The 24,666-nt window shown below is 55.3% G+C and carries 25 protein-coding genes; 14 read left to right on the top strand and 11 right to left on the bottom strand.

Annotated elements, in window-relative coordinates; translation table 11 throughout:
• Positions 1-81: 81 nt before the first annotated feature.
• From L579_RS19815 to puuD, 5 genes are all read right to left on the bottom strand, one after another.
• A complete protein-coding gene (locus L579_RS19815; RefSeq protein ID WP_021185943.1) occupies positions 82-1,002 on the bottom strand; it encodes a glycosyltransferase family 2 protein in 921 nt (306 codons plus the stop codon).
• Entirely contained in the window at positions 999-1,358 is a 360-nt protein-coding gene (locus tag L579_RS19810) for a GtrA family protein (protein ID WP_036627657.1), read from the bottom strand. The genes L579_RS19815 and L579_RS19810 overlap by 4 nt, the downstream gene beginning before the upstream one ends.
• A gap of 132 nt (positions 1,359-1,490) precedes the next feature.
• Entirely contained in the window at positions 1,491-2,768 is a 1,278-nt protein-coding gene (locus L579_RS19805; RefSeq protein WP_021185941.1) for an NAD(P)/FAD-dependent oxidoreductase, read from the bottom strand.
• Positions 2,769-2,792: 24 nt separating this feature from the next.
• Positions 2,793-3,350 (bottom strand): HTH-type transcriptional regulator PuuR, encoded by a 558-nt coding sequence (puuR, locus tag L579_RS19800; protein ID WP_021185940.1) that lies wholly within the window; start codon positions 3,348-3,350, stop codon positions 2,793-2,795.
• On the bottom strand, positions 3,347-4,111 hold the full coding sequence (puuD, locus tag L579_RS19795; RefSeq protein WP_021185939.1) for a gamma-glutamyl-gamma-aminobutyrate hydrolase: 765 nt from the start codon (positions 4,109-4,111) through the stop codon (positions 3,347-3,349). Before puuD ends, puuR begins: the two co-directional genes overlap by 4 nt.
• Positions 4,112-4,318: 207 nt before the next feature.
• Here puuD and L579_RS19790 point away from each other — a divergent pair, with 207 nt between their 5' ends.
• The 3 genes from L579_RS19790 (at position 4,319) to L579_RS19785 (ending at position 7,465) form a co-directional block, all read left to right on the top strand.
• Positions 4,319-5,737, top strand: a complete 1,419-nt coding sequence (locus L579_RS19790) for a glutamine synthetase family protein (protein ID WP_200864685.1) — start codon at positions 4,319-4,321, stop codon at positions 5,735-5,737.
• A gap of 206 nt (positions 5,738-5,943) precedes the next feature.
• Complete coding sequence (locus L579_RS24075) at positions 5,944-6,117, top strand: hypothetical protein (RefSeq protein WP_021185937.1); 174 nt, start codon at positions 5,944-5,946, stop codon at positions 6,115-6,117.
• A complete protein-coding gene (locus L579_RS19785) occupies positions 6,107-7,465 on the top strand; it encodes an APC family permease (protein ID WP_021185936.1) in 1,359 nt (452 codons plus the stop codon). Before L579_RS24075 ends, L579_RS19785 begins: the two co-directional genes overlap by 11 nt.
• Before the next feature lie 81 nt (positions 7,466-7,546).
• On the opposite strand, the gene ygbI is transcribed toward L579_RS19785, so the two are convergent.
• On the bottom strand, positions 7,547-8,308 hold the full coding sequence (ygbI, locus tag L579_RS19780; RefSeq protein ID WP_036627653.1) for a DNA-binding transcriptional repressor YgbI: 762 nt from the start codon (positions 8,306-8,308) through the stop codon (positions 7,547-7,549).
• A 259-nt stretch (positions 8,309-8,567) separates the two neighbouring features.
• On the opposite strand from ygbI, the gene ltnD reads away from it, so the two are divergent.
• From ltnD to L579_RS19755, 5 genes are all read left to right on the top strand, one after another.
• Positions 8,568-9,476 carry an L-threonate dehydrogenase gene (gene ltnD / locus L579_RS19775; protein ID WP_021185934.1) on the top strand — a complete coding sequence of 303 codons (909 nt, stop codon included), beginning with the start codon at positions 8,568-8,570 and terminating at the stop codon, positions 9,474-9,476.
• A 2-nt stretch (positions 9,477-9,478) separates the two neighbouring features.
• The gene (otnK, locus tag L579_RS19770; RefSeq protein WP_021185933.1) at positions 9,479-10,741 is read left to right on the top strand and encodes a 3-oxo-tetronate kinase; all 1,263 of its coding nucleotides are present in this window, start codon (positions 9,479-9,481) and stop codon (positions 10,739-10,741) included.
• Positions 10,738-11,364 (top strand): 3-oxo-tetronate 4-phosphate decarboxylase, encoded by a 627-nt coding sequence (locus L579_RS19765; RefSeq protein WP_021185932.1) that lies wholly within the window; start codon positions 10,738-10,740, stop codon positions 11,362-11,364. Before otnK ends, L579_RS19765 begins: the two co-directional genes overlap by 4 nt.
• On the top strand, positions 11,364-12,143 hold the full coding sequence (locus tag L579_RS19760; RefSeq protein WP_021185931.1) for an HPr family phosphocarrier protein: 780 nt from the start codon (positions 11,364-11,366) through the stop codon (positions 12,141-12,143). Before L579_RS19765 ends, L579_RS19760 begins: the two co-directional genes overlap by 1 nt.
• A 119-nt stretch (positions 12,144-12,262) precedes the next feature.
• The gene (locus L579_RS19755) at positions 12,263-13,615 is read left to right on the top strand and encodes a GntP family transporter (RefSeq protein ID WP_021185930.1); all 1,353 of its coding nucleotides are present in this window, start codon (positions 12,263-12,265) and stop codon (positions 13,613-13,615) included.
• A 33-nt stretch (positions 13,616-13,648) separates the two neighbouring features.
• On the opposite strand, the gene sbcB is transcribed toward L579_RS19755, so the two are convergent.
• Complete coding sequence (gene sbcB / locus L579_RS19750) at positions 13,649-15,070, bottom strand: exodeoxyribonuclease I (protein WP_021185929.1); 1,422 nt, start codon at positions 15,068-15,070, stop codon at positions 13,649-13,651.
• A 196-nt stretch (positions 15,071-15,266) separates the two neighbouring features.
• Between sbcB and dacD the strand changes: the two genes are divergently transcribed.
• The 4 genes from dacD (at position 15,267) to tmaR (ending at position 18,663) form a co-directional block, all read left to right on the top strand.
• Entirely contained in the window at positions 15,267-16,433 is a 1,167-nt protein-coding gene (dacD, locus tag L579_RS19745; RefSeq protein ID WP_021185928.1) for a serine-type D-Ala-D-Ala carboxypeptidase DacD, read from the top strand.
• Positions 16,434-16,489: 56 nt separating this feature from the next.
• The gene (locus L579_RS19740) at positions 16,490-16,951 is read left to right on the top strand and encodes a GyrI-like domain-containing protein (protein ID WP_021185927.1); all 462 of its coding nucleotides are present in this window, start codon (positions 16,490-16,492) and stop codon (positions 16,949-16,951) included.
• A gap of 171 nt (positions 16,952-17,122) precedes the next feature.
• The gene (locus L579_RS19735; protein WP_021185925.1) at positions 17,123-18,181 is read left to right on the top strand and encodes an FUSC family protein; all 1,059 of its coding nucleotides are present in this window, start codon (positions 17,123-17,125) and stop codon (positions 18,179-18,181) included.
• 161 nt (positions 18,182-18,342) lie between these two features.
• Positions 18,343-18,663 (top strand): PTS system regulator TmaR, encoded by a 321-nt coding sequence (tmaR, locus tag L579_RS19730; RefSeq protein ID WP_013509702.1) that lies wholly within the window; start codon positions 18,343-18,345, stop codon positions 18,661-18,663.
• Positions 18,664-18,766: 103 nt separating this feature from the next.
• Here the strand turns inward: tmaR and L579_RS19725 are convergent, their stop codons facing one another.
• Positions 18,767-19,825 (bottom strand): LacI family DNA-binding transcriptional regulator, encoded by a 1,059-nt coding sequence (locus tag L579_RS19725; protein ID WP_021185924.1) that lies wholly within the window; start codon positions 19,823-19,825, stop codon positions 18,767-18,769.
• A 90-nt stretch (positions 19,826-19,915) separates the two neighbouring features.
• Here L579_RS19725 and L579_RS19720 point away from each other — a divergent pair, with 90 nt between their 5' ends.
• The gene (locus L579_RS19720; RefSeq protein WP_021185923.1) at positions 19,916-20,689 is read left to right on the top strand and encodes a YdcF family protein; all 774 of its coding nucleotides are present in this window, start codon (positions 19,916-19,918) and stop codon (positions 20,687-20,689) included.
• 8 nt (positions 20,690-20,697) lie between these two features.
• Here L579_RS19720 and L579_RS19715 read toward each other — a convergent pair whose 3' ends face one another.
• Genes L579_RS19715 through L579_RS19705 form a run of 3 tightly spaced genes read right to left on the bottom strand, consistent with a single transcriptional unit; the run spans position 20,698 to position 23,478 of the window.
• A complete protein-coding gene (locus tag L579_RS19715) occupies positions 20,698-21,678 on the bottom strand; it encodes an NAD(P)H-quinone oxidoreductase (protein ID WP_021185922.1) in 981 nt (326 codons plus the stop codon).
• 17 nt (positions 21,679-21,695) lie between these two features.
• The gene (locus L579_RS19710; protein WP_021185921.1) at positions 21,696-22,028 is read right to left on the bottom strand and encodes a carboxymuconolactone decarboxylase family protein; all 333 of its coding nucleotides are present in this window, start codon (positions 22,026-22,028) and stop codon (positions 21,696-21,698) included.
• A gap of 10 nt (positions 22,029-22,038) precedes the next feature.
• Positions 22,039-23,478: an NAD-dependent succinate-semialdehyde dehydrogenase gene (locus tag L579_RS19705; RefSeq protein ID WP_036627622.1), complete on the bottom strand. Its 1,440-nt coding sequence runs from the start codon at positions 23,476-23,478 to the stop codon at positions 22,039-22,041.
• A 116-nt stretch (positions 23,479-23,594) separates the two neighbouring features.
• On the opposite strand from L579_RS19705, the gene L579_RS19700 reads away from it, so the two are divergent.
• A complete protein-coding gene (locus tag L579_RS19700) occupies positions 23,595-24,521 on the top strand; it encodes a LysR family transcriptional regulator (protein WP_036627619.1) in 927 nt (308 codons plus the stop codon).
• Positions 24,522-24,666 lie beyond the last annotated feature (145 nt).

The raw sequence follows: 24,666 nt of genomic DNA, 5'->3' as shown, positions 1-24,666 counted from the left end.
GTGTAGAGGGGTGTCCCTATATACCCCATGCATGATGGCGCTTATGAATGAACTGCATGTGGACTACCCTAAACCAGGTCGTTATCTACATTGTTTTTTTACTATATAGCGTGGTCTTTTTTTAGTCTCAATATAAATTCTTCCAATATACTCTCCAAGCACACCAATCCCGATAAGCTGAATGCCACCGAGGAAAAGGATTGAAACCAATATAGAAGGATAACCACGTACCGGGTTACCGAAAATAAGGGTGTTCATCACCATATAGGTGCCATAAATAAAGGATAACCCGGCAACAAACAGGCCAATATAGGTCCACATACGTAGAGGAAAGGTGGAAAAGGAGGTGATACCTTCCAGTGCCAGGTTCCAGAGTTTCCAACCGTTGAACTTGGTTGAGCCAGCAACTCGTTCAGCTCGGGTATATTCAATGACTTCGGTGTTACCGCCCACCCAGCTAAGAACCCCTTTCATAAACAGGTTTCTTTCCGGCATTAGTTTGATGTTCTCGACAATCTCACGCGACATCAGGCGGAAATCACCGACATTTTCTTCAATCTGCGGTTTGCTTATTTTATTGTGCAAATGGTAGAACCATTCAGCACTTTTGCGCTTCAGATGACTGTCCGATGATCTGTCGATACGTTTAGCAAGTACCACATCCGCACCGTTACGCCATTTCTCGATAAGTTGTGGGATGATGTTGATAGGGTCCTGCAAATCAACATCAATCGGGATGACTACATCTCCCGTGGCGGCTTCAAGTCCGGCAAACAGAGCGGGTTCTTTACCAAAGTTGCGGGTAAAGCAGACATGTTTAACCAGCGGATCCCTGAGTTCAATATCTTGCAGGATCTGCTCGGTGCCATCACTGCTGCCATCGTTTATAAAGACAATTTCAACGTCGTCATCGCCAAATCCATTGTAATCGCGAACAGCATTATAAAAGACCGGCAGTGCCTCCTCTTCGTTAAGAACAGGTACTATCAATGAGATCTTCATTTACTCTCCCTGAAGACAAATAATTTTGAATAAGCGAACCCACAAACAAGGCTGACAACTGAGAACAGAATCAAGGTGAAGAAGGGATTGATATGGGCATGGTCGGCTGCCCATCCTACGGCAAGCGCCATCGCCCCCATAAAAACGGTGTAGAAGAGATAACGTGAAGTTGTCGCCTGGGCGTTGAAGGTCCAACGCGCATTGGCAAAAAATGAAAAGGTGACAGCAGCGCAAAATGCAATGAAGTTAGATACCGACTGCTTAAAACCAAGATTGTACATTGCGCCAAAAATCACCCAATGAATCATGGTGTTCACGACGCCAATCGAGGCATATCTGGTGAAGCGTTTGAACATTTTGTCACCCATTATCAAAAACGAACCCGATCTTGTCACCAGATCAGGGATATGGCAAGTTTTGGTAAGGTTGACGTTATTTAATCGTAAGGCAGTCTGGCATTGATCAAAAACAAGCAGTCCTGCGTCTTTTTACACCCCCAATCGATCCCGCAGCGCATACCACACCGCACCCATTGCCGTGAGCGGCACTTTAAAGCGCCTTCCGCCAGGGAAGGGCAGATGTGGCAATCGGGCAAAGGCATCAAACCGTTCCGCCTGGCCGCGCAGGACTTCCGCGATCAGCTTGCCGGATAAGTGGGTACAGGTCACGCCATGCCCACTGTCACCCTGCATAAAGTAAACATTCTTCTCCAGTTGGCCAAACTGCGGCATCCGTGACAGCGTCAGCAGGAAATTTCCGCTCCAGCGATAGCTGAGCTTCACATCGCGCAACTGCGGGAAGGTGCGCAGCAGCTTGGGGCGAATCAATGCATCAATATCCTCCGGCTCGCGTGCGCCATACACCACACCGCCGCCGTATAACAGGCGGTTGTCTGCGGTGAGGCGGAAATAGTCGAGCAGATAATTACAGTCTTCTACGCAATGATTATTCGGCAGCAGACTGAGCGCCAAATCGCGACTCAGCGGTTCGGTGGTAACGATTTGTGAGCCGCAAGGCATGCTTTTACGGCCCAGACGTGGTTCCAGTTGCGTCGGGAGATAGGCGTTGCCAGCGAAAATGACAAAGGTGGCGCTAACATCGCCGCGTGCCGTTTTTACCCGATGCGGTGTGCCATACTCCACTTTCAACGCGGCAGATTGTTCATAGATACGCCCGCCATGCCGCCGGATGGCCTCGGCTTCGCCCAGCGCCAGATTCAATGGGTGCAGATGCCCGCCGCGTTTGTCCAGCAATCCCCCAACGTAACGGTCGGTTGCCACTTCACGGCGGATACCACGCTCATCCAGCAATTCCAGCTCATGGTTGCCATAGCGCGCCCAACTGGCTTTCTGGTTGCGCAGATGGCCCATCTGGCGATTATTTAACGCGGCAAAAATTCCACCGGGGCGATAGTCACAGGCGATGGCATAGCGATCGATACGGTCGCGAATAATGTCCGCACCTTCGAACATCATGCTGCCAAGCATCTTAGCGGTGTCTTTGCCATAACGTTGTTCAATCACATCAACGTCGCGGCTGTAAGAATTGACCACCTGGCCGCCATTACGTCCACTGGCACCAAAGCCGATTTTCGCCGCCTCCAACAGCACCACATCGTAACCCGCTTCAGTGAGATACAGCGCCGATGACAGGCCGGTAAAGCCGCCACCGATAATGCAGACGTCACATCGAATGCTCTCCTGCAATTCTGGCCAGGGTTCATGCGCATTCGCTGTTGCGGCGTAATAACTCTCCACATGTTGCATCACAACCTCCTTCTGCGCGTGGCCTCAGAAATTTGCCGGCGAATGGGCGCTCACAATTCGGCACGGCTGATCGGACATATTGGTAAAGCTATGCGGTAAACCGGTATCGATGACGTAGCTTTCTCCGGCGTACAGGTGATAGCTCTGACCATTCACTACCAGCGTAATTTCGCCCTCCAGTACGGTGCCAGTCTCTTCGCCGGGATGGCGGAGTTTTTCACCGGTACTGGAACCTGGCGCGTAATGCTCCAACAGCATCGCCAGCGCTCGCTGCGATGCCCCATTATCAATCAGCTGTAACGACACCCCCAGGCTGCCAATCTCCACCCGATCATCGGGGCGAACAATCACGCGTGGTGTGTAGTCCTGCTTCGGCTCGGAAAAAAATTCTGATAGCGATAGCCCGTACACCTTCAGCAGTTTTTGTAGGGTACTCACCGCCGGGCTGACTTTATCCTGCTCGATGGTGCTGATGGCGCTATGGGTCAAACCTGACAACTCAGCGACGCGACGCTGAGACAATCCCAACTCCTGCCGGATTTGCGATAAACGTCGTCCGGGCGCCAGAGTGGCGTCGTTCATGGTCGTTTTTCCTTGTGATAACGAACAGCGGCGTGAATAAATGCCTCGAACAACTGGCGCGAAACCGGATCGTCGGTTGAATGCCACTCCGGATGCCACTGTACCGCCAGAGCAAACGGGTGCTGACGTAAACTGACCGCTTCTGGCAGGCCATCGGCCGCGCGCGCCTCGATGCGCAGTTGGGGGCCGGGTTCACGGACCCCCTGTTGATGGAGCGAATTCACTCTAAAAGCGGCATCGCTACCAAGTATGTGGCTGAGCAGACCATCGGCTTCCGGTTTTACCTCATGCACAGGGGCATACTGTTGTTCCAGCGGCAGCGTGTCATCCTCACGATGCTCCTGGAATTGATGAGTGAGGTGAAGATAGCGATGCAACGACCCTCCATTTGCCACCACCATCTCCTGCAATCCCCGACAAATACCCAATATCGGCATCTTTTTTCCCACCGCATGGGTAATCAGGCCGAATGCGAGACGGTCGCGGGCCGGATCGGCATGAGGCTCCACACCTTCCTCGCCATAATGCCAGGGTTCGATGTTGCTCGGGCTGCCTGTCAGCAAAATGCCATCCAGCAACGTCATACTGTTTTCTAATAGATGAGGGGCTTGCATCAGTTGATGCGGCAAAGGGAGGGGCAGGCCACCGGCGAGCACGATGGCATCAAGATACTTGTTATGGACGGTCTGCCCAGGATGGCTACCGATGTTGTTCTGACACATCACTACGCCAATCAAGGGTTTGTCAAAAATAATGCCCATTACGTCTCCGCGTCGCTGTTCAATATTTTCGCCGATAAAGCGCACCTGACGTAAAAGTGTGCAATATAATGTCAATCTAGCAACCGTCTGGCTAATCTTCAAACAGATTTGTTACATTTGCACACTTTTTCTCCAGGAGCTATCTTAGATTTGTGGCTGTTATTTTGAGCATTGCGCAAACCTGACAAACGGTAAAGGGCGGGTGGGATCATGACGAACCTCGTAGAAGTAGAAGACTTCACGCGACATAGTGAAGAGAAGCGAACCAGCGCGTTCCAGCTGGAGGTGAAAACCTGGCTGGAACGCCATCCTGAAACGCAATATGTCGATATTCTTCTGAACGATCTGAATGGGGTATTTCGCGGTAAGCGCATTCCCGTCTCAGCGCTGGCAAAACTGGAAAAAGGGTGTTACTTCCCGGCTTCGGTTTTCGCTATGGATATTTTGGGTAATACCGTCGAAGAAGCTGGACTGGGACAGGCACTCGGCGAACCTGACAATATCTGCTTTCCTGTTCCCGGTTCTTTAATGCCTTCCGCCGCCGACCCGCAACGTGTCGCGCAACTGATGCTGACCATGTGCAACCAAGATGGCACTCCCTTTGACGTTGAACCCCGTAATGTCCTCAATCAATTGTGGCAACAACTGCGCAATCGGGGATTATTTCCGGTGGTAGCGGTAGAGCTGGAGTTCTATCTGGTCGATAAAAAACGCGATGCGGAAGGCTATATCCAACCGCCGTGTGCACCCGGTAGCGATGAGCGCAACATGCAAAGCCAGGTCTATTCGGTGGATAACCTTGATCACTTTGCCGATGTGTTACGGGATATTGATTCCCTGGCGAAGCAGCAGGGGATACCGGCCGATGGTGCCCTGGCGGAGGCCTCACCGGGACAGTTCGAGATCAATCTGCACCATACGCGCGATGTATTGAAAGCCTGCGATCACGCAATTCAACTCAAGCGTCTGGTTCGTCAGGTCGCAGAAAATCACGGCATGACGGCGACTTTCATGGCGAAACCCTATGAAGAGTACGCCGGTAGCGGCATGCATGTGCATATCAGTATGCTGGATGCCGCCGACCACAACGCCTTTTCCCTTGATGACGGTAGCGATTCGCCGCTGCTGAAACGTGCGCTGGCAGGCATGATCGATTTAATGCCGGCATCAATGGCACTGCTGGCTCCCAACGTGAACGCCTATCGTCGTTTTCTGCCGGATGCTTTTGTTCCCCTTCAGGCCTCATGGGGGCACAACAACCGTACCGTGGCGCTGCGCATTCCCTGTGGCGATGTCGATAATCATCGCGTGGAATACCGTGTGGCGGGGGCCGATGCGAATCCTTACCTGGTGGTGTCAACCATTCTTGCCGGTATTGTACACGGACTGGACAATCAATTGCCGTTGCCGCATCCGGTGAAAGGCAACGGCCATGAAGCGGAAGGACTGGCGCTACCGATTCGTCAGAGCGATGCGCTGTACGAATTTGAGAACAGCTATCCGCTACAGAAGCTGCTGGGCGAGCGTTTCAGCGCGGTGTGGCACAGCTGCAAACAGTATGAACTGATGCAGTTTGAGCGACTTATCACCGCCACCGAGATTGACTGGATGCTGAAGAACGCCTGAAGCAGGGAGATTTAGCGCAACATCTTGTATTGATGCCAGTAATTAAGGCAAAATATGCGCCCTGCAAAATACCAACATAACCGACGCTTATCGCGTCGGTTATTTTTTGCATAGTGATTTCACTCTACTTCAACCGAGGCCGGACACGCATCCGGATAGATAGACACTACAAACACGCGTTGTGCGTGAGATTTTGAGGAAAAAAGATGGGGATGTTTTCAACTGCACCAGCGCTGGCTGGTTCTCGCTTTCGTGATGACTACGGCGCTGTGATGAGCACTCTTGCTTATCAACCCACCTCCTGTCGCAATTTGCGCAGTTTCCCTGTGGTACAACCCAGTCAGGTTGTTGCTGTAGGGGGGCTGAACGATGTCGCTTAATACCTCTAGCGCACCACAGCGTGCACATCTGAAAAAATCCCTGACTCTGATCCCGGTGGTCATGATGGGCCTGGCCTATATGCAGCCAATGACCCTGTTTGATACTTTCGGCATCGTATCGGGTCTGACCGACGGCCACGTCGCCACTGCGTATGCGTTCGCGCTGATCGCCATTCTGTTCACTGCTATTAGCTACGGTAAGCTGGTACGCCGCTTCCCATCTGCGGGCTCCGCTTATACCTATGCACAGAAGGCCATTAGCCCACACGTCGGCTTTATGGTGGGCTGGTCATCTCTGCTGGACTATCTGTTCATGCCGATGATCAACATCCTGCTGGCGAAAAGCTATTTTGAAACGCTGGTGCCGGGGATCCCGTCGTGGATTTTTGTCGTGCTGCTGGTGGGCTTTATGACGCTCTCCAACCTGCGCGGCATCAAAACCGTAGCCAACTTCAACAGCGTGATTGTGGTGTTGCAGGTGTTGGTGATGATCGTGATTACCGGCATGGTGATTTACGGTGTTGTCCACGGTGTTGGCGCAGGTACGTTGACCAGCAGCAAACCGTTCTGGTCACAGGATGCCCATGTGGTACCGATGATCACCGGTGCGACCATTTTGTGTTTCTCGTTCCTCGGCTTTGACGGCATCAGTTCGCTGTCGGAAGAGACCAAAGACGCTGAACGTACCATTCCGCGCGCGATTTTCCTCACCGCGTTGATTGGTGGCGTGATCTTTATTGCGGTGTCTTACTTCCTGCAACTCTACTTCCCGGATATCTCACGCTTCCAGAATCCGGACTCATCACAGCCGGAAATCATGCTGTTTGTGGCGGGTAAAGCCTTGCAGGTTGGTATCCTGATCTTCTCGGTGGTCACGGTGCTGGCATCTGGCATGGCGGCGCACGCCGGTGTTTCCCGTCTGATGTATGTGATGGGCCGTGATGGTGTATTCCCGGAGCGTTTCTTCGGTTATATCCATCCGAAATGGCGTACCCCGTCATTGAACGTGCTGCTGGTCGGTGCCATTGCGCTGCTGGCGATCAACTTTGACCTGGTTACTGCAACCGCGCTGATCAACTTCGGTGCGCTGGTGGCGTTTACCTTTGTGAACCTGTCGGTGATTGCCCAGTTCTGGGTGCGTGAGAAGCGCAACAAAACGCTGAAAGATCACATTCACTATCTGGTGCTGCCGGTGTTGGGTGCGATGACTGTTGGCGCGCTGTGGATTAACCTGGAAGAGACTTCAATGGTATTGGGTCTGGTCTGGGCTGCAGTGGGGATTATTTACCTCGCAGTGGTTACGCGCACCTTCCGTAACCCGGTGCCGCAGTACAGCGAAGAAGTGTAAGTCGGCAAGGTGCGCGCTAATGCGCACCTTCCGTAAAGGCGCGGGTCACCGCGCCTTTGTCATCGACATCGCGTTCATCCGTTAACCGGCAATCTGTAATTCCCAACTCCCCAAACTTAACGTCTCGCGCGCCGCTTTACTCAATTCGTTATCCGTAATCAGCGTATCAATCCGTTCCAGCGGCAATGCCAGATGCGTGGCAATCTTGTTGTACTTGGAACTGTCGCTTAACAATATCCGCTTGCTACTGACATCGCTCGCTGCCTGTTTTACCGGCACTTTCTCTTCATCAGGGGTAAATAATCCGCGCGGTCCCCAGCACGAGGCGGATATGAACGCGATATCAATCGCCAGTTGGCGCAAACTGCGCGCCGCAGCGGCACCAATGCTGGAACGGTTTTCCCGACAAACGGTTCCCCCGGTATGGATCAGCTTACAGTTGCTGCTTTCCATCAACAGACGCGCGATGACAAAATCATTGGTGACCACCAGTAAATCCTCCCGGTCGAGCAGTTCCCGCGCGAGGGCCAGCGTGGTGGTGCCGGCATCAAGGTATATGCAACTGTTACGCGGAATATGACGCGCCGCCAACTGGCCAATCGCCATCTTCTCGTTGCTGTACATGCTGGTTTTTGCCAGATGAGACGGTTCTGCCGCCAGTCTGTCTGCCGACCGCACGCCGCCTGATACCGAGAGCACCGCGCCTTGTTCCTCCAGCTTCTGCACATCACGGCGGATGGTCATATGGGATACCCCCAGCCGCTCGGTTAGCTCGGCGATACTGACCACGCCACGCTCGGCAACCAGCGCTAAAATCTGTTGATGACGTTCAACCGGAATCACAATCGCCTCCATGAAATTATCATTTTTTCACATTGTAGAGCATCGCCTCTTTACATGCAGTAGATATTATCCCTGTGGAATGTAAGCAAAAATCGCCAAAAGTCTGCGGATAAGCCACGTCGTGGCTGTGTGAAATGTTGTTATGAGAGATGCGTCGAAGTTAATTTTTGTGATTCTCCGCACATTTATCCGCCAGTGTCTGCGGCAGAATTAACAGCAATGAACAAATAATCACTTAAATTAACAATGGAGGTTCGCTGTGTCAGCAACCGTCAATAATATCTGTGTAGTAGGTTTGGGTTCGATGGGTATGGGCGCGGCGCAGTCCTGTATTCGTGCCGGTTTAAACACCTGGGGGGTTGATCTCAATCCCCAGGCGCTGGAAACCCTGCGTCAGGCCGGCGCGCGTGACGCACAGACCTCCGCTGCTGCGTTCGCTCAGGAACTGGATGCGGTGTTACTGCTGGTGGTCAATGCCGCGCAGGTTAAAGCGATTCTGTTCGGCGACAACAGTCTGGCGGCACAACTCAAACCCGGTACCCTGGTCATGGTGTCCTCCACCATCTCAGCCCAGGACGCGCAGTCCATTGAACAACAACTGGCGCAGCATCAACTGGTGATGTTGGATGCGCCGGTATCCGGCGGCGCAGCGAAAGCAGCAACCGGCGACATGACGGTGATGGCGTCCGGTAGCGAGGAAGCCTTTGCTCGCCTGCAACCGGTACTGGACGCGGTTGCCGCGAAAGTCTACCGCGTGGGTAGCGAAATCGGTCTTGGCTCGACAGTGAAAATCGTTCATCAGTTACTGGCAGGCGTGCATATCGCCGTTGGCGCAGAAGCGATGGCACTGGCTGCGCGAGCAGGCATCCCGCTGGAAACCATGTATGACGTTGTGACCAATGCGGCAGGAAACTCCTGGATGTTTGAAAACCGCATGCGTCATGTGGTGGATGGCGACTATTCACCGAAATCCGCGGTCGATATCTTCGTCAAAGACCTCAACCTGGTGGCCGACACCGCCAAATCCCTGCATTTCCCGCTACCACTGGCCTCGACTGCACTCAACATGTTTACCGAAGCCAGCAACGCGGGTTACGGGCGTGAAGACGACAGTGCGGTGATCAAAATCTTCAGTGGCATCACGCTGCCCCAGCCGAAGGGGAAGTAACCATGCGTTTAGGTGTCATTGCTGACGACTTTACCGGCGCGACTGATATCGCCAGTTTTCTGGTGCAAAACGGCCTGCCGACAATTCAGTACAACGGCGTGCCGGAGAGTGTGGATAGCCTGAGTGCACGGGCGATAGTTATCAGCCTGAAGTCACGCTCGTGCCCACCCCAGCTGGCGATTGATCAGTCGCTGGCGGCGCTGCGCTGGTTGCAGCAGCAGGGCTGCGATCGTTTCTACTTTAAATATTGCTCCACCTTTGACAGCACCGCACAGGGCAATATCGGTCCGGTGACGGATGCACTGCTGGCTGAATTAGGTGAAAGCCAGACGGTGATTTCACCTTCTTTACCCGTCAATGGCCGTACCGTCTATCAGGGTTACCTGTTCGTCGCTGATCAACTGCTGTCGGAATCCGGCATGCGCCATCATCCGGTGACACCGATGACGGATAGCAACCTGGTACGTCTGATGACGCGTCAGGCGCAGGGTAAGGCTGCCGTGATCAATGCCAGCCAACTGGATAAAGGCGCAGATGCGGTGCGTGACCAACTGGCAACATTGAAAACCCAGGGTATCAACTATGTGGTGCTGGATGCGCTGCATGAGCAACATCTGCTGACCCAGGGTGAGGCCTTAAAAGAGATGCGCCTGGTGACCGGCGGTTCCGGGCTGGCAATCGGTATTGCTCGCGCCTGGTCAACGGCGCAACAGAATGCGGCCGAAGCGGAGTGGGCCGGGCGGCCACAGGGCCAGCGTGCGATTGTCATCTCAGGTTCCTGCTCACAAATGACCAACCGCCAGGTCAACGCCTATCGCCAAATCGCGCCCTCATTCGAGGTGCAGGTTGAGCGCTGTCTCGAAGATGCGGCCAGCTATGCCGATGAATTGTGCGACTGGGTGGCGGCGAACAGCCAGCAGGCTCTGGCTCCGCTGCTTTACGCCACTGCCGACGCACAGCAGTTGCAGGCGATTCAGCAGCAGTACGGTGCCGCACGCAGCAGTGAAGCGGTTGAGCAGCTGTTTGCCGCTGTTACCCGTGAGTTGAAGGCACGCGGCTGGCAGCGGTTTATTGTGGCCGGTGGTGAGACCTCGGGAGTGGTGGCACAAACCCTCGGTGTGACCGCCTTCCACATTGGTCCGACGATTTCACCCGGCGTACCCTGGGTGCGTGATATTCATCAACCGCTGTCGCTGGCCCTGAAATCAGGCAACTTTGGCGATGAGCAATTTTTCGCCCGCGCACAAACGGAGTTCTCTGCATGACCGAACAACAAGCCCGCCTGGAGATGGTGCAACTCGGCGCCTCGTTTTTTCAGCGTGGTTACGCGACCGGCTCGGCAGGAAACCTGTCGCTGTTACTGGAAGATGGCAACCTGTTGGCGACGCCAACCGGTTCCTGCCTTGGCGAGTTACAGGCCGACCGTCTGTCGAAAGTGACGATGCAGGGTGAATGGATTTCCGGTGATAAGCCGTCAAAAGAGATCGCTTTTCACCGCGCACTCTATCTGAACAACCCACAATGCAAAGCGGTGGTTCATCTGCACAGTCATTACCTGACGGCGCTCTCCTGCTTGCAGGGGCTGGACACAGAAAACTGCATCCGTCCATTTACGCCTTATGTGGTGATGCGCGTGGGGGATGTGCCGGTGGTGCCGTATTACAAGCCAGGCGATCAGCGCCTGGCGGAAGACCTGGCACAACTGGCGTCACGTTATCGCGCTTTTTTACTGGCAAACCACGGGCCGGTGGTGGTCGGGAAAACGTTACGCGAAGCGGCGGATAACACCGAAGAGTTGGAAGAAACGGCACGCCTGATGTTCACGCTGGGCGATCGTGCCATTCGTTATCTGAGTGATGACGAAGTGGCAGAGTTGAGGAATTACTGATGCCAAAGTTTGCTGCTAATTTATCTACACAATTCAATGAAGTGCCGTTTCTGGAACGTTTCGCTGCGGCAGCCAACGCGGGGTTTCGCGCCGTTGAATTCCTGTTTCCTTATGACTACCCGGCAGAGGTGCTGAAAGCCGAACTGGAGAAATATCAACTGGAACTGGTGCTGTTCAATACCGCCGCAGGCAATGTTGCCGCAGGGGAGTGGGGTGTTTCAGCCATTCCGGGCCGCGAAGCGGAGGCGCACGCGGATATCGATCGTGCGCTGGAGTATGCACTGGCGCTCAACTGCCCGCAGGTACATGTGATGGCGGCGACCGTCGCGCCAGGGGCTGACCGTACGGCGTATGAAGCAACGTTTGTCAGCAACATGCACTACGCAGCTGAACGTTTTGCCCCGCATGGGATTCGCCTGCTGTTGGAAGCGCTGAATCCGGTAACCAAACCGCATTACCTCTACGCCAGTCAGTACCAGACGCTGGCGATGATGGAGCGCATCGACAGATCGAATGTTTTCACCCAATTGGATCTGTTCCACGCGCAGTTGGTGGATGGCAATCTCAGTCACCTGATTAAGACCTATGCGGGTCGCTATCGTCATATCCAGATTGCTTCTGCACCGCATCGCCATGAGCCGGATGAAGGTGAAATCAACTATCCGTGGCTGTTCAACCTGCTGGATGAGGTGGGTTACGACGGTTGGGTTGGCTGTGAATATTTTCCTCGCACCACCACGGAAGCGGGTCTGGGCTGGTTCGCACCTTACGCACAATAACCCTGAGTTTTACCGCCCCACACAGGACACACGTTGCCCCGTGGGGCTTTTGTAACCTTTGTTTTGCCTGAACCAGAGAAATCTGTACCCGAATATACTAATTAAATCAGAGGACTATCATGTCAACCGCGTTGTTGTTAACCATCGCTGTCGCCAGCATTGTGATCCTGCTGCTGCTGGTGATTAAAGCCAGAGTTCATCCGTTTGTCGCTCTGTTGATTGTCAGCCTGCTGGTGGCGATTGCTACCGGAATCCCGGCGGAAAAAATCATGGAGACCATTTATAGCGGCATGGGCAGCCTGCTGGGACATATCACCATTATTATCGTGCTGGGGGCGATGCTCGGCGCAGTGATTGAAGCCTCTGGCGGCGCGGAGTCGCTGGCCCAGCGTTTCAGTAAAACGCTGGGTATGAAACGTACCGTCGCTGCGTTGACAATGGCGGCATTTATCCTCGGTATTCCGGTATTTTTCGAAGTGGGCTTTATCATCGTTATCCCGCTTATTTACGGTTTCACCAAAGTGGCACGCGTCTCGCCCGTGAAGTTTGGTCTGCCGATGGCCGGTGTGATGTTGACGGTGCATGTGGCATTGCCAACCCATCCAGGGGCGGCGGCAGCGGCGGGCATACTGCATACCGATATGGGCTGGCTGATGATGCTCGGCATTCTGATCTCCATCCCGGTCGGCATTGTTGGTTACTACGTGGCGAAAATGATGAATCGCCGTCAGTACCATCTGTCCGTTGATGTACTGGAACAATTGCAACTGGCAAAACCAGAAGGGACGACCAGCACCCAGGAAACCCCTCCGGGCGCGTTGACCATTGCTGGTTTGATCGTGGTGCCGATTGTATTAATTGTACTGGGTACCCTGTCACACTCCATGCTGGCTGAGGGCAGTGTTTTACGGTCAATTATGACTGTCATCGGCACTCCACCGATTGCGCTGTTGATTGCCCTGGCGTTGGCAGCATGGTTGCTCGGCGTGCGTCGTGGCTGGAGCAAGGACAAACTGGAAGATTTGACCGGCCGCGCGATCCCCAGTTCCGCCAGTGTCATTCTGGTCGCCGGCGCGGGTGGCGCTTTTGGTAAAGTGCTGGTCGAGTCAGGCGTGGGCAAAGCGCTGGCGGTAACGCTGGAGACACTCCACCTGCCATTGGTTCCGGCCGCATTCATTCTGTCGCTGGCGCTGCGTGCGTCGCAGGGTTCTGCCACCGTGGCAATTCTCACCACCAGCGGTCTGCTGAGTCAGGCGGTCGGTGATGTCACCGATATGCAGCGTGTGCTGGTGACGCTGGCAGCCTGTTTTGGTGGCCTCGGCTTGTCACATGTGAATGATGCCGGATTCTGGGTAGTGACCCGTTATCTGGGGCTGTCAGTCGCCGATGGCCTGAAGACCTGGACAGTCCTGACCACATTGATGGGGCTGAGCGGTTTTGCACTGACCTGGCTGGTGTGGGCGTTGATCTAACTGAGGTGAGAGCGGGCATCCGCCCGCTCTTGATTAAGAAACCAGCTCCTGCGCGTACAAATACAGCGCTTTCAACAAACCCAGCTTCTCCGCATTCCCTTCATGCAAACTCGCCAACGACTCCAGCTCCAGCAGAAACGCCTGCACGCGTTCAGCATTCAGCGCTTCGCGACGATGCTGTAACCAGCGTTGCTGCTCGGCGTCATCCAGCGTGCCGGGGAAATTGCGCGCCCGATAGCGAAACAACAACTTCGCGATACGCTTGTCATCAAAGGTTAAGTCCAGCGCGGGTAAATTCTGCGGCGGTGTCTGGCGCACGATATTCATCGCTGCACGATCGGCATCGCTGAAGAATCCGTTGTAGAGCTGTGCATCCACATCATCCGAGGGGGTAAAAGGCTCGGCTTCGGCAAACAACGTCACCACTTTTTCGCGCACTTCCGCATGCTGGCGCAGCAGGGCGAGGTTGGCGAGGCAGTGCTGACGATCGATATTCAGGCGTTCCGCATCTTCCGGGCGCAGGGTATTCGCCGGGGCCAGCACCGGGCATTTGTTGATATGCACCAGTTTGATGGGCACCGCCGCGAGGTCGCCCAGCTCGGTGTGGCGGGTATACAGCCGCTCACGTAATTCATCTGGCGACAACGTCAACAGCGGGCTCATGTCCCCCGCCAAATCGGCCACAATCAGCGCGTTACGGTTATCCGGATGCCACGCCAGCGGCACGACCCAACTGGTATTGCCGCGTGCCGCACCAAACATTCCCGAAACGTGCACCAGCGGCTTCATTTGCGGAATATCGATCAGCGTCATCAGTTTCTGTTTATTACGATGAGTAAACAGGAACTCAAACAATTTCGGTTGTTTCTCTTTGACCAGCTTCGCCATCGCTAATGTGGCGTAAACGTCAGACATCGCATCATGCGCCTGCTCGTGTGCCACGCCATTGGCTTTGGTCAGATGTTCCAGCTTAAAGCTGGGGAAGCCGTCATCATTTTCCGGCCAGACAATGCCTTCCGGGCGCAATGCATAGCAGGCACGCATCACATCAAGCAGATCCCAGCGAGAATTGCCGTTCTGCCAGCTCCAGCCATAAGGATCGAAGAAATTACGATAGAAAATGTTGCGGGTGACTTCGTCATCAAAACGCACGTTGTTGTAACCCACCACGCAGGTCTGTGGCTCGCTAAACAGGCTGTGGATACGTTCGGCAAAGGCCGCTTCCGTGACGCCACGCGCCTGCGCGGTTTGCGGCGTAATGCCGGTGATCATCACCGCCTCCGGTTGCGGCAAATAATCATCCGCTGGCTGGCAATAAAACACCTGCGGTTCACCTGTGGCATTGAAATCTTTATCAGTACGCAGCCCGGCAAACTGCGCCGGTCGGTCGAGTGACGGGCTTTTGCCGAAAGTCTCGTAATCGTGAAACAAAAAGGTGAAGTCGGAGGCGGGCACGGCGTTATCCTGGCAATGGAAAAATCAACGCACAGGATAGTCGCCCGGCTGACACAGTACAACCTTCCTCCCGGGGTCTGCGTGCCAGCGCGCAGAATTTGTCCTCAGTTCATACTTTTTTTCAATTTATTCAAACCTCTTAAAGCCATTTGCCGTAAAACGTGCGGCGGTAAATTCATTTTTTGAGGAAGAAGTGTTGAAAAGGCGTCTGCTGGTTACTGTTTCTGGAATGATTGTTTGGGCATCGCTGGCGCAGGCTGACGACAGCATGCCGTTCCCCCTGACGCCTCCGGCGATTGATGCGGCTTCCTGGGTACTGATGGACGCCACAACCGGACAGATTCTCACCGCCGGGAATCCCGATGAGGAGCGTAATCCGGCCAGCCTCACCAAGCTAATGACTGGCTATGTGGTGGATCGTGCCATCGACCAACACAAAATCAGCCGTGACGATGTGGTGACGGTGGGTAAAGATGCCTGGGCGGCCGGCAACCCGGTATTTAAAGGTTCCTCGCTGATGTTTCTCAAACCCGGCGATAAGGTCACGGTACGTGATCTGAGCCGTGGCGTGATCATCGATTCCGGTAACGATGCCTGTGTGGCGCTGGCCGACTACGTCGCGGGCAGCCAACAAAACTTCGTCACCATGATGAACAGCTACGTGCAAAAGCTCGGCCTGACCCATACCCATTTTGAAACCGTCCACGGTCTGGATGCACCCGGTCAGCACACCACCGCGCGCGACCTGGCGGTACTGTCACGCGCCATCATCAGTGGCGAACCCGATTTCTATGCCATGTACAGCGAGAAAACCCTCACCTGGAACGGTATTACGCAGAACAACCGCAACGGATTACTGTGGGATAACAGCCTGCACGTCGATGGCCTGAAAACCGGCCACACCGAAACCGCCGGTTTTAACATCATCGCGTCAAACATCGTTGGTCAGCATCGGCTGATTGCGGTGATCATGGGCGGCAAAAGCTCCAAAGGGCGTGAAGAACAGGCGCGTAAGCTGCTGGTCTGGGGACAAAATAACTTCGACACCGTCCAGTTGTTCCATGCCGGGAAGAAAATCGGCACGGAAAACGTCTGGTACGGCAATCCGCATCAGGTTGATGTAGGTACCACCCAGGATATCTACCTGTCACTGCCGCGCGGCGAAGTGCAAAACGTTAAAGCCAAATACGTTATCGATCGTAAGGATCTGGAAGCGCCGTTAAAGGCCAATGAACAGATCGGCGAGATTCAGGTGATGGACAAAGATAAACAGCTGGCGAGCTATCCGCTTTACGCGCTCAACGCGGTCAATAAAGCGGGTATCGTGACGCGCATTGAAGATTACCTGAAGCAAAAACTGTAAGCATGAACTAACTTCGGTATCAGTGCCGTAGAGTGTCGCTGATATCGAGGTCAATCATGAAAACATCTGTCGTTGAACGTCCGGCGCAACACTGGGTCGGTTATCATCTGCAAGGTCCGTGGCAGGAGACGGTGCCACAGGGCTTTGCTCAGCTTAAAGTCTGGGCCGCGCGTCACGGCCTGTCAGGCGAGTGGATGGCCATTTATTATGGCAATCCGCAGGAGCTGCCCCCGGAAGAACTCAGGGTAGAAACGGTGCTGACCGTCCCGGCCGATTATGCGCTGGCAGCGGGTGGCGATATTCAGCATGGCACTCTGGCCGGCGGCCATTATTTCCACACCTGCACGGAAGTGCTGAACAACGATTTCTTCGCTGCCTGGAATGAATTTTTTGCACAATTGCAGGCGCGCAGTGACTGGCAGGTGGATAATCGTCCCTGTTATGAACACTATCTTTCGGATGGATCGCAAAGTGGTAACTGGCTACTGAACATGTACATCCCGGTTCGGCCCCGCTAAAAAAGGGGCTGGCGTTACATCTATGTTTCTATTGGGGAAATTTGATGTTGCGTTGATGTTGATTTTTGTAAGCAGTGGTCAAAAAGTCAGGAAAAACGCGTGTCAGGTGTTAAGGGATCTGGTTTCGCCAGGTTAACATAGCGCGCAAAATTTTCCCGCACCCGGATAATCATGTTACGCGCTGACAAGCCCATTTCGTCGATTGAGTTCTGGTTCTACCGCCACTATCGCGCCGTACACGGCGTGCGTATCGCTATCGCTTTTGTCCTGAGCTTTTTGTTTGTCCGTCTGACTGACATTCCGGAAGGCACCTGGCCACTGATTACGCTGGTGGTGGTGATGGGGCCAATCTCGACCTGGGGTAATGTCTTTCCGCGCGTAGTACAGCGCATCATTGGCACCTTTGCCGGGGCGATCTCCGGATTGATCGCGCTGAAGCTGGAGTTGATATCCTTGCCCGTGATGCTGGTGTGGTGTTTTGCGGTGATGGTGATTTGTGGTTATCTCACCCTCGGCAAACATCCGTATATGGCGCTGTTAATTGGTATCACCCTCAGCGTCGTGGTGGGCGCACCGGCAGGGGATTTCACCGTCGCGTTATGGCGTGGTGGCGATGTGATTCTCGGATCGCTGATGGCGCTGCTGTTTACTGCTATCTGGGCGCAGCGCGCTTATACCCACTGGCGCATCCAGTTGTCGGACGCCTTTATCAGCATGGCGAAAATTCATCATACCGGCTTCTCAGCTAACCTGGTGGATAAGCCGCGCCTGAACAAACCGTTCCAGAAGCTACTCACCAATGTGATCAAGATGCGTGCCTTGTTGGAACCCGCCAGTAAAGAGACACGCATTCCCAAATCGGTGTTTGAAGCCATTCAGACCATTAACCGTAATATGGTTAACACCATGCAGATGCAAATTGATGCGTGGTGGGCGTCACGCGAAAGCCACTATTTGCTGCTCAACGCACCGACCCTGCGCCGCACGCAGCAAATGACGGAAAACACCCTGAACGCGCTGGCGGCGTTAATGGTGAAAGGGGAGACGGAGCAGGTGACGGCCAACAGCCACGAGCTGGGCAGCATCATGCAGGAGCTGGAGCAGTTGATTGCCACTGGCAGCAAGCAACTGGAAACCACCTCGATCTATGGCTACGTCTGGCTGAGTCTGGAACAGGCGCGCCAACTGGAGCGTATGACCGACCTGGTGAGGCTGGCGTTACGTAAATAGTTTTCCGGGGCAATGACTTAATGTGAATCGCCCTTTCTTTGCGCTAAGATAAGTGCCAGTCCGATTTTAGATGTGAGAATTGCTTACAGGGCTGGCAAGCCGCTAAGCTAAAGGTTATGACTATCTCGCCTGCTCAAGCAGGCCCTAAGAAAGGTGCCAACATGGAAAATGCCAAGCAATCATTTCAGGACGTTCTGGAGTTTGTGCGTATGTTTCGTCGTAAAAACAAACTACAGCGCGAAATTACGGATAACGAAAAGAAAATCCGTGATAACCAGAAACGTGTGTTGCTGCTGGACAACCTGAGCGAATACATCAAACCGGGCATGAGCGTTGAGGCGATTCAGGAAATTATCGCCAGCATGCGCGTGGATTATGAAGATCGCGTTGACGAATACATCATCAAAAATGCCGACCTCTCTAAAGAGCGTCGCGAGCTGTCGAAAAAGCTCAAAGCGATGGGCGAACCCAAACCGCAATAAGATTCAGGGGCCATTTGGCCCCTGAATTTTTTGCCGATACTGCACTCACTAACATATTGCACATCTCCCTCTCCCGTCTTGCGGGAGAGGGCCGGGGTGAGGGTTAGTTGCGCATTAGCCGCCGGGCCAGCGCCTGCAACTGCTGCGCCACCTCTGCCGCATCCAACCCGTTTTGCTGCGGTGCAGCGGTGGTTTCCCGGATCACCAATTGGGTTTCCAGCGATGGCATTTCAGCGCTGACGTCATTGAGCCGTGCCAGCAGGTGATCCACACTTTCCGCGCCCAACTGCTGTAAATCCTGACGCACCGTGGTGAGGGGCGGCTGGTACCAGGCGCTCTCTGCGGTGTCATCATAGCCAATCAACGATATTTCGCCGGGAATCCGTACGCCATGTTGGTGCAGCGCGCGCATCGCGCCCAGCGCCATCTGGTCGTTCGCCACCAACAGCGCCTGCGGCAGCGTGTGAGGCAACAAACTGAGTAAGGCCTGATAACCCGATGCCGCGCTCCAGTCCCCCTCCAGCACGCAACAGGCTTCCAGTTGATGCGATGCCAGCGCCTGTTGCCAGGCCAGAAAGCGGCTGCGTGCCGAGGCGGAACTCGTCGGGCCATTCAATACGCCAATCTGGCGATGGCCGAGCGCCACCAGATGATCCACCGCCTGGCGCGCACCGGACTCGCTCAGGAACTGACATTGCGCTACCCCGGCATGGCGTTCCACATCAAGAAACAGCGCGGGTTTTGTGCCACACTGCTGCTGGATTTGCTCCGCTTCAGCCGCATCCAGCGGCAGGTTGATCAGCAGCGCATCGACCCGCTGGGCCAGCAGCTCATTAACCGTGTCCTGCGCATTGCCTGCGGTCATTGCAATCACCAGATGGTAACCGAGCGCCGTCGCGCGTTGCTGGATGGCGGAGGCAATCTGCGCCGGCGCCATCAGCGCCAGATCGCTGGTTGCCAGCCCCAGCGTGCGCGTAGCTTTACCTGCCAGTTGCTGCGCCACCCGGTTCGGCACATAGTTGAGTTGCTGCATCGCCGCTTCCACTTTGGCGCGGGTGCGGGGAGAAACCTGTGCGGCGCGGTTAAGCACGCGGGAGACAGTCTGGTAAGAAACCCCCGCCAGTTGGGCAACGTCATCGAGGGTTACGGAGCGCGAAGTCATTGATCTCTCCTGAAGATGAAGCTGCGAGTGTAGCAAATTTTTTCCCTTCGGCGAGGTCTTAAGCCAGGATGAAAACCTAAGGAGAACAGCATGAAGCTTAATGGTGAACATATTCAGGATATCAATACGCTGGCGGCATGGCTGGCGCTGGATCATATTCCGCAGGAGGGGACGCTGGAGGCCGATTTAGCCATCCTGGCCGGACATGCGGTGCTGCCGAATATTGAAGGTGTGGTCGCACTGGCCAAAAAATATCAGCTCCCTTTGCTCATCAGCGGGGGTATCGGTCACTCCACGCCACTGCTGGCGCAAATGATGGCGGCGCATCCGTTGTACCGGCAAATCGCGACTCAGGGTAAAAGCGAAGCAGAGATGCTGGGCGATATGGCGCGTCTGTTTGCCGCGTTGCCGGACGACCAACTGTTGCTGGAAGAGAAATCGCGCAACTGTGGCGAAAATGCGGCCTTCAGCCAGCAGTTATTGGACAAACTGGCGTGGCAGCCGCAGCGGGTGATTCTGGTGCAGGATCCGCTGATGCAGCGTCGTACCTGGGAAACCTTCCGCTGGCAGTGGCGCGATCGTGACGATGCGCCTGAGTTTATCAGCTGGCCGGTGTTTACCCCGCAGGTGATGATGGATGCCGGTATGCTGCGTATTATCGGCGCGCCACCGCAGGGATTATGGTCAATGGAACGTTTTCTGTCGTTGCTGATGGGGGAAGTGCAGCGTCTGCGTGATGATGAAAACGGCTATGGCCCGCGCGGCAAAGGGTTCTTCGGTCATGTTGATGTCCCGGATGCGGTCGAAGCGGGCTGGCAAAGACTGATGCGCCTGCCAGGGGTGCAGTCGCGCATCAATGGATAATTAACCTTCTATGCCGTCAACACGATTTTCCCGACGTTAAGGCCCTCTTCCATGCGCTGATGGGCCGCCGCTGCTTCAGCAAGGGGATAGACACTGTCGATAATCGGTGCCAGTCCCTCCTTGCCAAATTCGGATAACCAGCGTTCACGGAAGCGTTGTGACATCGCGTGTTTTACCTCCTGACTGCGCGATTTCATCACCGTGCCGAAAATTTGCAGGTGGCGATACAGCAGCCGATCCAGTGGAATTTTGGCATTTTCGATGCCGCCCATAATACCGATCTGCACCAGGCGACCGCCGAAGTTGAGCGCATTAACGTTACGTTCGAAGTAGGGCGCACCGATAAAGTCGAGGATCAAATCGACGCCGCGTTTCTCCGTCAGGCTGTCGACCACCGTGGCGAAATCCTCATGCACATAATCGATAACATAATCTGCCCCCATACGACGTACCAACTGATGAGCGCTGGCCTGGGCGGTGGTGATCACCGTTGCCCCGATGGCATGCGCCAGTTGTACCGCCGCACCGCCTACGCCACCCGCCCCTGCATGGATTAACACCGTCTCGCCTGCCTGCAATTTACCGAGATTCACCAGCGCTTCATTGGCGGTGACAAACACTTCGGTGATGGCTGCCGCCTGGACGTAGTTCAGGCTGTCAGGGATCGGCATCGCCATGCGGTAATCAATGCGCGCCACTTCGGCGTAAGCCCCACCGCCAACGATACCCATTACGCGGTCACCGACCTTGTAACCGGAAACTTCGGCACCGACGGCAATCACATCACCGGCGATTTCCAGCCCCATCAGGGTGGAATCCCCGAAGTCAGGGCGGCCATAGCCGCCACGACGATGGGTGAGATCGGCCCGGTTAACCCCGGCGGCGCGGGTGCGCACCAGTAAATCCTGTGGGCGCAGAACCGGTTCTGCAACCTCGGTCAGGGTTAACACCTCGGCCGGTCCAAACTGATCAAATGTAATGGCTTTCATGGTCTTTTCCTTAATTATCAATTGCTCTGGTCATCGGCAAAGGTGGCGTTGGCATAGGCTGACGCGGTAATGGCGGCCGGGAAACCGGCATAAAACGCCATATGGGTAATCACGGCACTTAACTCGGTTTGGGTCAGGCCATTTTCGATACCACGGCGTAAATGCGCGGGCAGCTCATTGGCGTGGTTCAGTGCAATCAGACAGGCGATGGTGATCAGGCTGCGGTCGCGCGGGGCCAGATCCGCATCTTTCCAGACGTCTGAATACAGCGGCTGTTCAACAAAGTCCGCCAGTTTCGGGGTAAACGGACGAGCGGCAGCGCGCGGGCTGGTGAAATCAATCGGTTTCATGGTCATCTCCTTAAATCTGGCTGATAAATTTATTGGTCAGGTAATGTTCAATGCCTTCGGTACCGCCTTCAGAGCCGTGGCCGCTCTCCTTCATTCCGCCGAACGGCAACTCGGTCGCAATGATGCGGTACTGATTGATGCCGATCATCCCGGCTTCGAGGCCATCGCCGACATCAATGGCGGTACGGGCATCACGGGTAAAGGCATAGGCAGACAGTGCGTAGGGCAGGCGATTGGCTTCTGCCAGGCCGTCTTCCAGCGCGTCGAAGGGGCGCATCACGGCAATCGGGCCAAACGGTTCTTCATGCATGATGCGGGCGCTCATCGGCACATCCGCCAGCACGGTGGGTTGGAAGAAATAACCGGGACCCGCAATACGTTTGCCGCCGATCAGTACTTTTGCCCCCTGGGCGACGGCATCCGCCACCAGCAATTCCATCTTCTCCAGCTGACGTTGATTCGCCAGCGGGCCAACCTGCGTTCCTGCCGCCATACCGTCACCAATTACCAGCTTCTCGGTTGCGGCGACAAAGGCCGCGACAAAGCGTTCATATACCGGACGCTGGATCAGAAAGCGGGTGGAAGAGATACAGATTTGGCCGGTGCCACGGAAGCGGTTAGCGGCGCCCCCGGTTGCGGCGGCATCGATATCGGCATCGGCAAACACCAACACCGGACCGTGTCCCCCCAGCTCCAGCGTGATGGGTTTTACCCCGGCGGCAGCACGTTCTGACAGCAGACGACCGACCGGAACCGAACCGGTGAAGGCCACCTTACGAATGATCGGTGAGGCGATGAGCTGAGAAGAGACTTTATCCGGTACGCCAAAGACAATTTGCAGCACCCCTTTTGGCAGGCCGGCCTCGTCGAGACAGCGCGCCAGCGCCAGTGCCGTTGCCGGGCTTTCCTCACCGGGTTTCAGAATCACGCTGCATCCCGCAGCCAGCGCGGCAGACAACTTGCGTGCCGGGGTGATAGCCGGGAAGTTCCACGGGGTGAAGGCGGCGACCGGGCCAATGGCCTGACGTTTCACCAGTTGCTGCACGCCGGGACGATTGGCGGGCACCACGCGGCCATGAATACGGCGGGCTTCTTCGGCGAACCATTCGAAGTATTCGGCGGCGCGCAGCACTTCATCACGGCTCTCGGTCAGCGGCTTGCCCTCTTCGAGGGTCATCTGCGTGGCGATATGCTCAGCGCGTTCACGCATCAGTTCCGCTGCACGCTTCATAATGCGCGCCCGTTCAGCGGGGACGGTGTGACGCCAGACGTCAAAGCTGTCACGCGCAACATCCAGCGCCAGCGCCAGGTCAGCTTCGGTCGCCAGCGGCAGGCGGCCAAGTACGTTGCCAGTCGCCGGGTTTACCACGGCGGCGGTATCGCGGTCGTCGGCGTTCAGCCACTTGCCATTGATGAACAGGTAAAGTGAATCATAAGTTGGGTTTTGCATGGTCTTCTTCCTCAGATGGATGATGTTGTTGATTTGCGTTGAGAAGAAGGTTAAGCCCGGCGAGCTTCGCTGATAAGATGGCCTTTCCCCACAACAGCTATGCAAGAAATGCACAGATGCAATCAGAGAAATTTGCCGAGTTCCTTGGCGTCTTCGTTGACGTCGCACGCGAGAGTAGTTTTTCCGCTGCTGGTCGGCGGCGTGGCCGCACCCCCTCGTCGATTGGTCGTCAGATTGATGCACTGGAAGCGCATCTTGATACGCCGTTGTTTCTGCGCTCCACCCGCCATCTCACCCTGACGGATGCCGGTGAAGCCTTGTTGATCCGTGCCAGACAGATTCTGGATTCGCTGGTGGATGCGCAGCAGGAGCTGGCGTCGATGAAAGGGGAAGTCACCGGGATTTTGCGCGTGGCCTGCTACCCGACCTTTGGCAAGCGCTACGTGCTGCCGGTGATGGGGGAACTGGCCCGTCAGCACCCGGATTTACGGCTGGAGCTGGATCTGACCGAACGTCTGGCCGACCCGGTAGCGGAACGTCTGGATCTGGTGATCCGCATCGGGGATATGGCGGACAGTACCCTGATTGGCAGCCGCATTGCTGTCCAGACCCGCGTGCTGTGCGCCAGTCCGGCGTATCTGGCGCAGCAGGGCATGCCTGCCTCACTGGCCGATCTGAACACGCATCGGCTGATCGACAAATTGCATGGCTCCGATCTGTTGTGTTGGTCTGCGGTGCTGGGGCATCCGACACGGGCATCCAACACCGCACCGGTTTTTGGCTGTGATGATTTTGAAGGGATGCGGCTGGCGGCGGTGGAGGGACTAGGGATCGCTTATCTCCCCGACTGGGTGGTGGGGGAGGATATCAAGGCCGGGGTTTTGCAGCAGATTTTTCCTGAGTGGTCGGCACAGCCGCAGGCGGCAACCGGGATCTACGCGCTACGCGCGTTACGTCATCCCCCGGCCCGCGTCACCCTGTTTCTTGATGCCTTGCGCGCCCGAATTGGCAACCCGGCGATCTGGTCAGTGCAGGATATTTAATGGGCGTAGCGGCGCGATTTATCGCGCAATTTCGTGCGCTGTGCAGGAAAAACCCGCGCGATAAATCGCGCCGCTTGTATCTTGAAGTTGTAACTGGTTAGCTACCCGTTACACGAAACGGAGGCAGCTTGTCGCGCCGCTTAAG

Origin of the sequence: Pantoea sp. AS-PWVM4, assembly GCF_000468095.1 — a bacterium.
Taxonomy (GTDB): domain Bacteria; phylum Pseudomonadota; class Gammaproteobacteria; order Enterobacterales; family Enterobacteriaceae; genus Pantoea; species Pantoea phytobeneficialis.
This window is presented reverse-complemented; position numbering and strand designations above follow the sequence as displayed.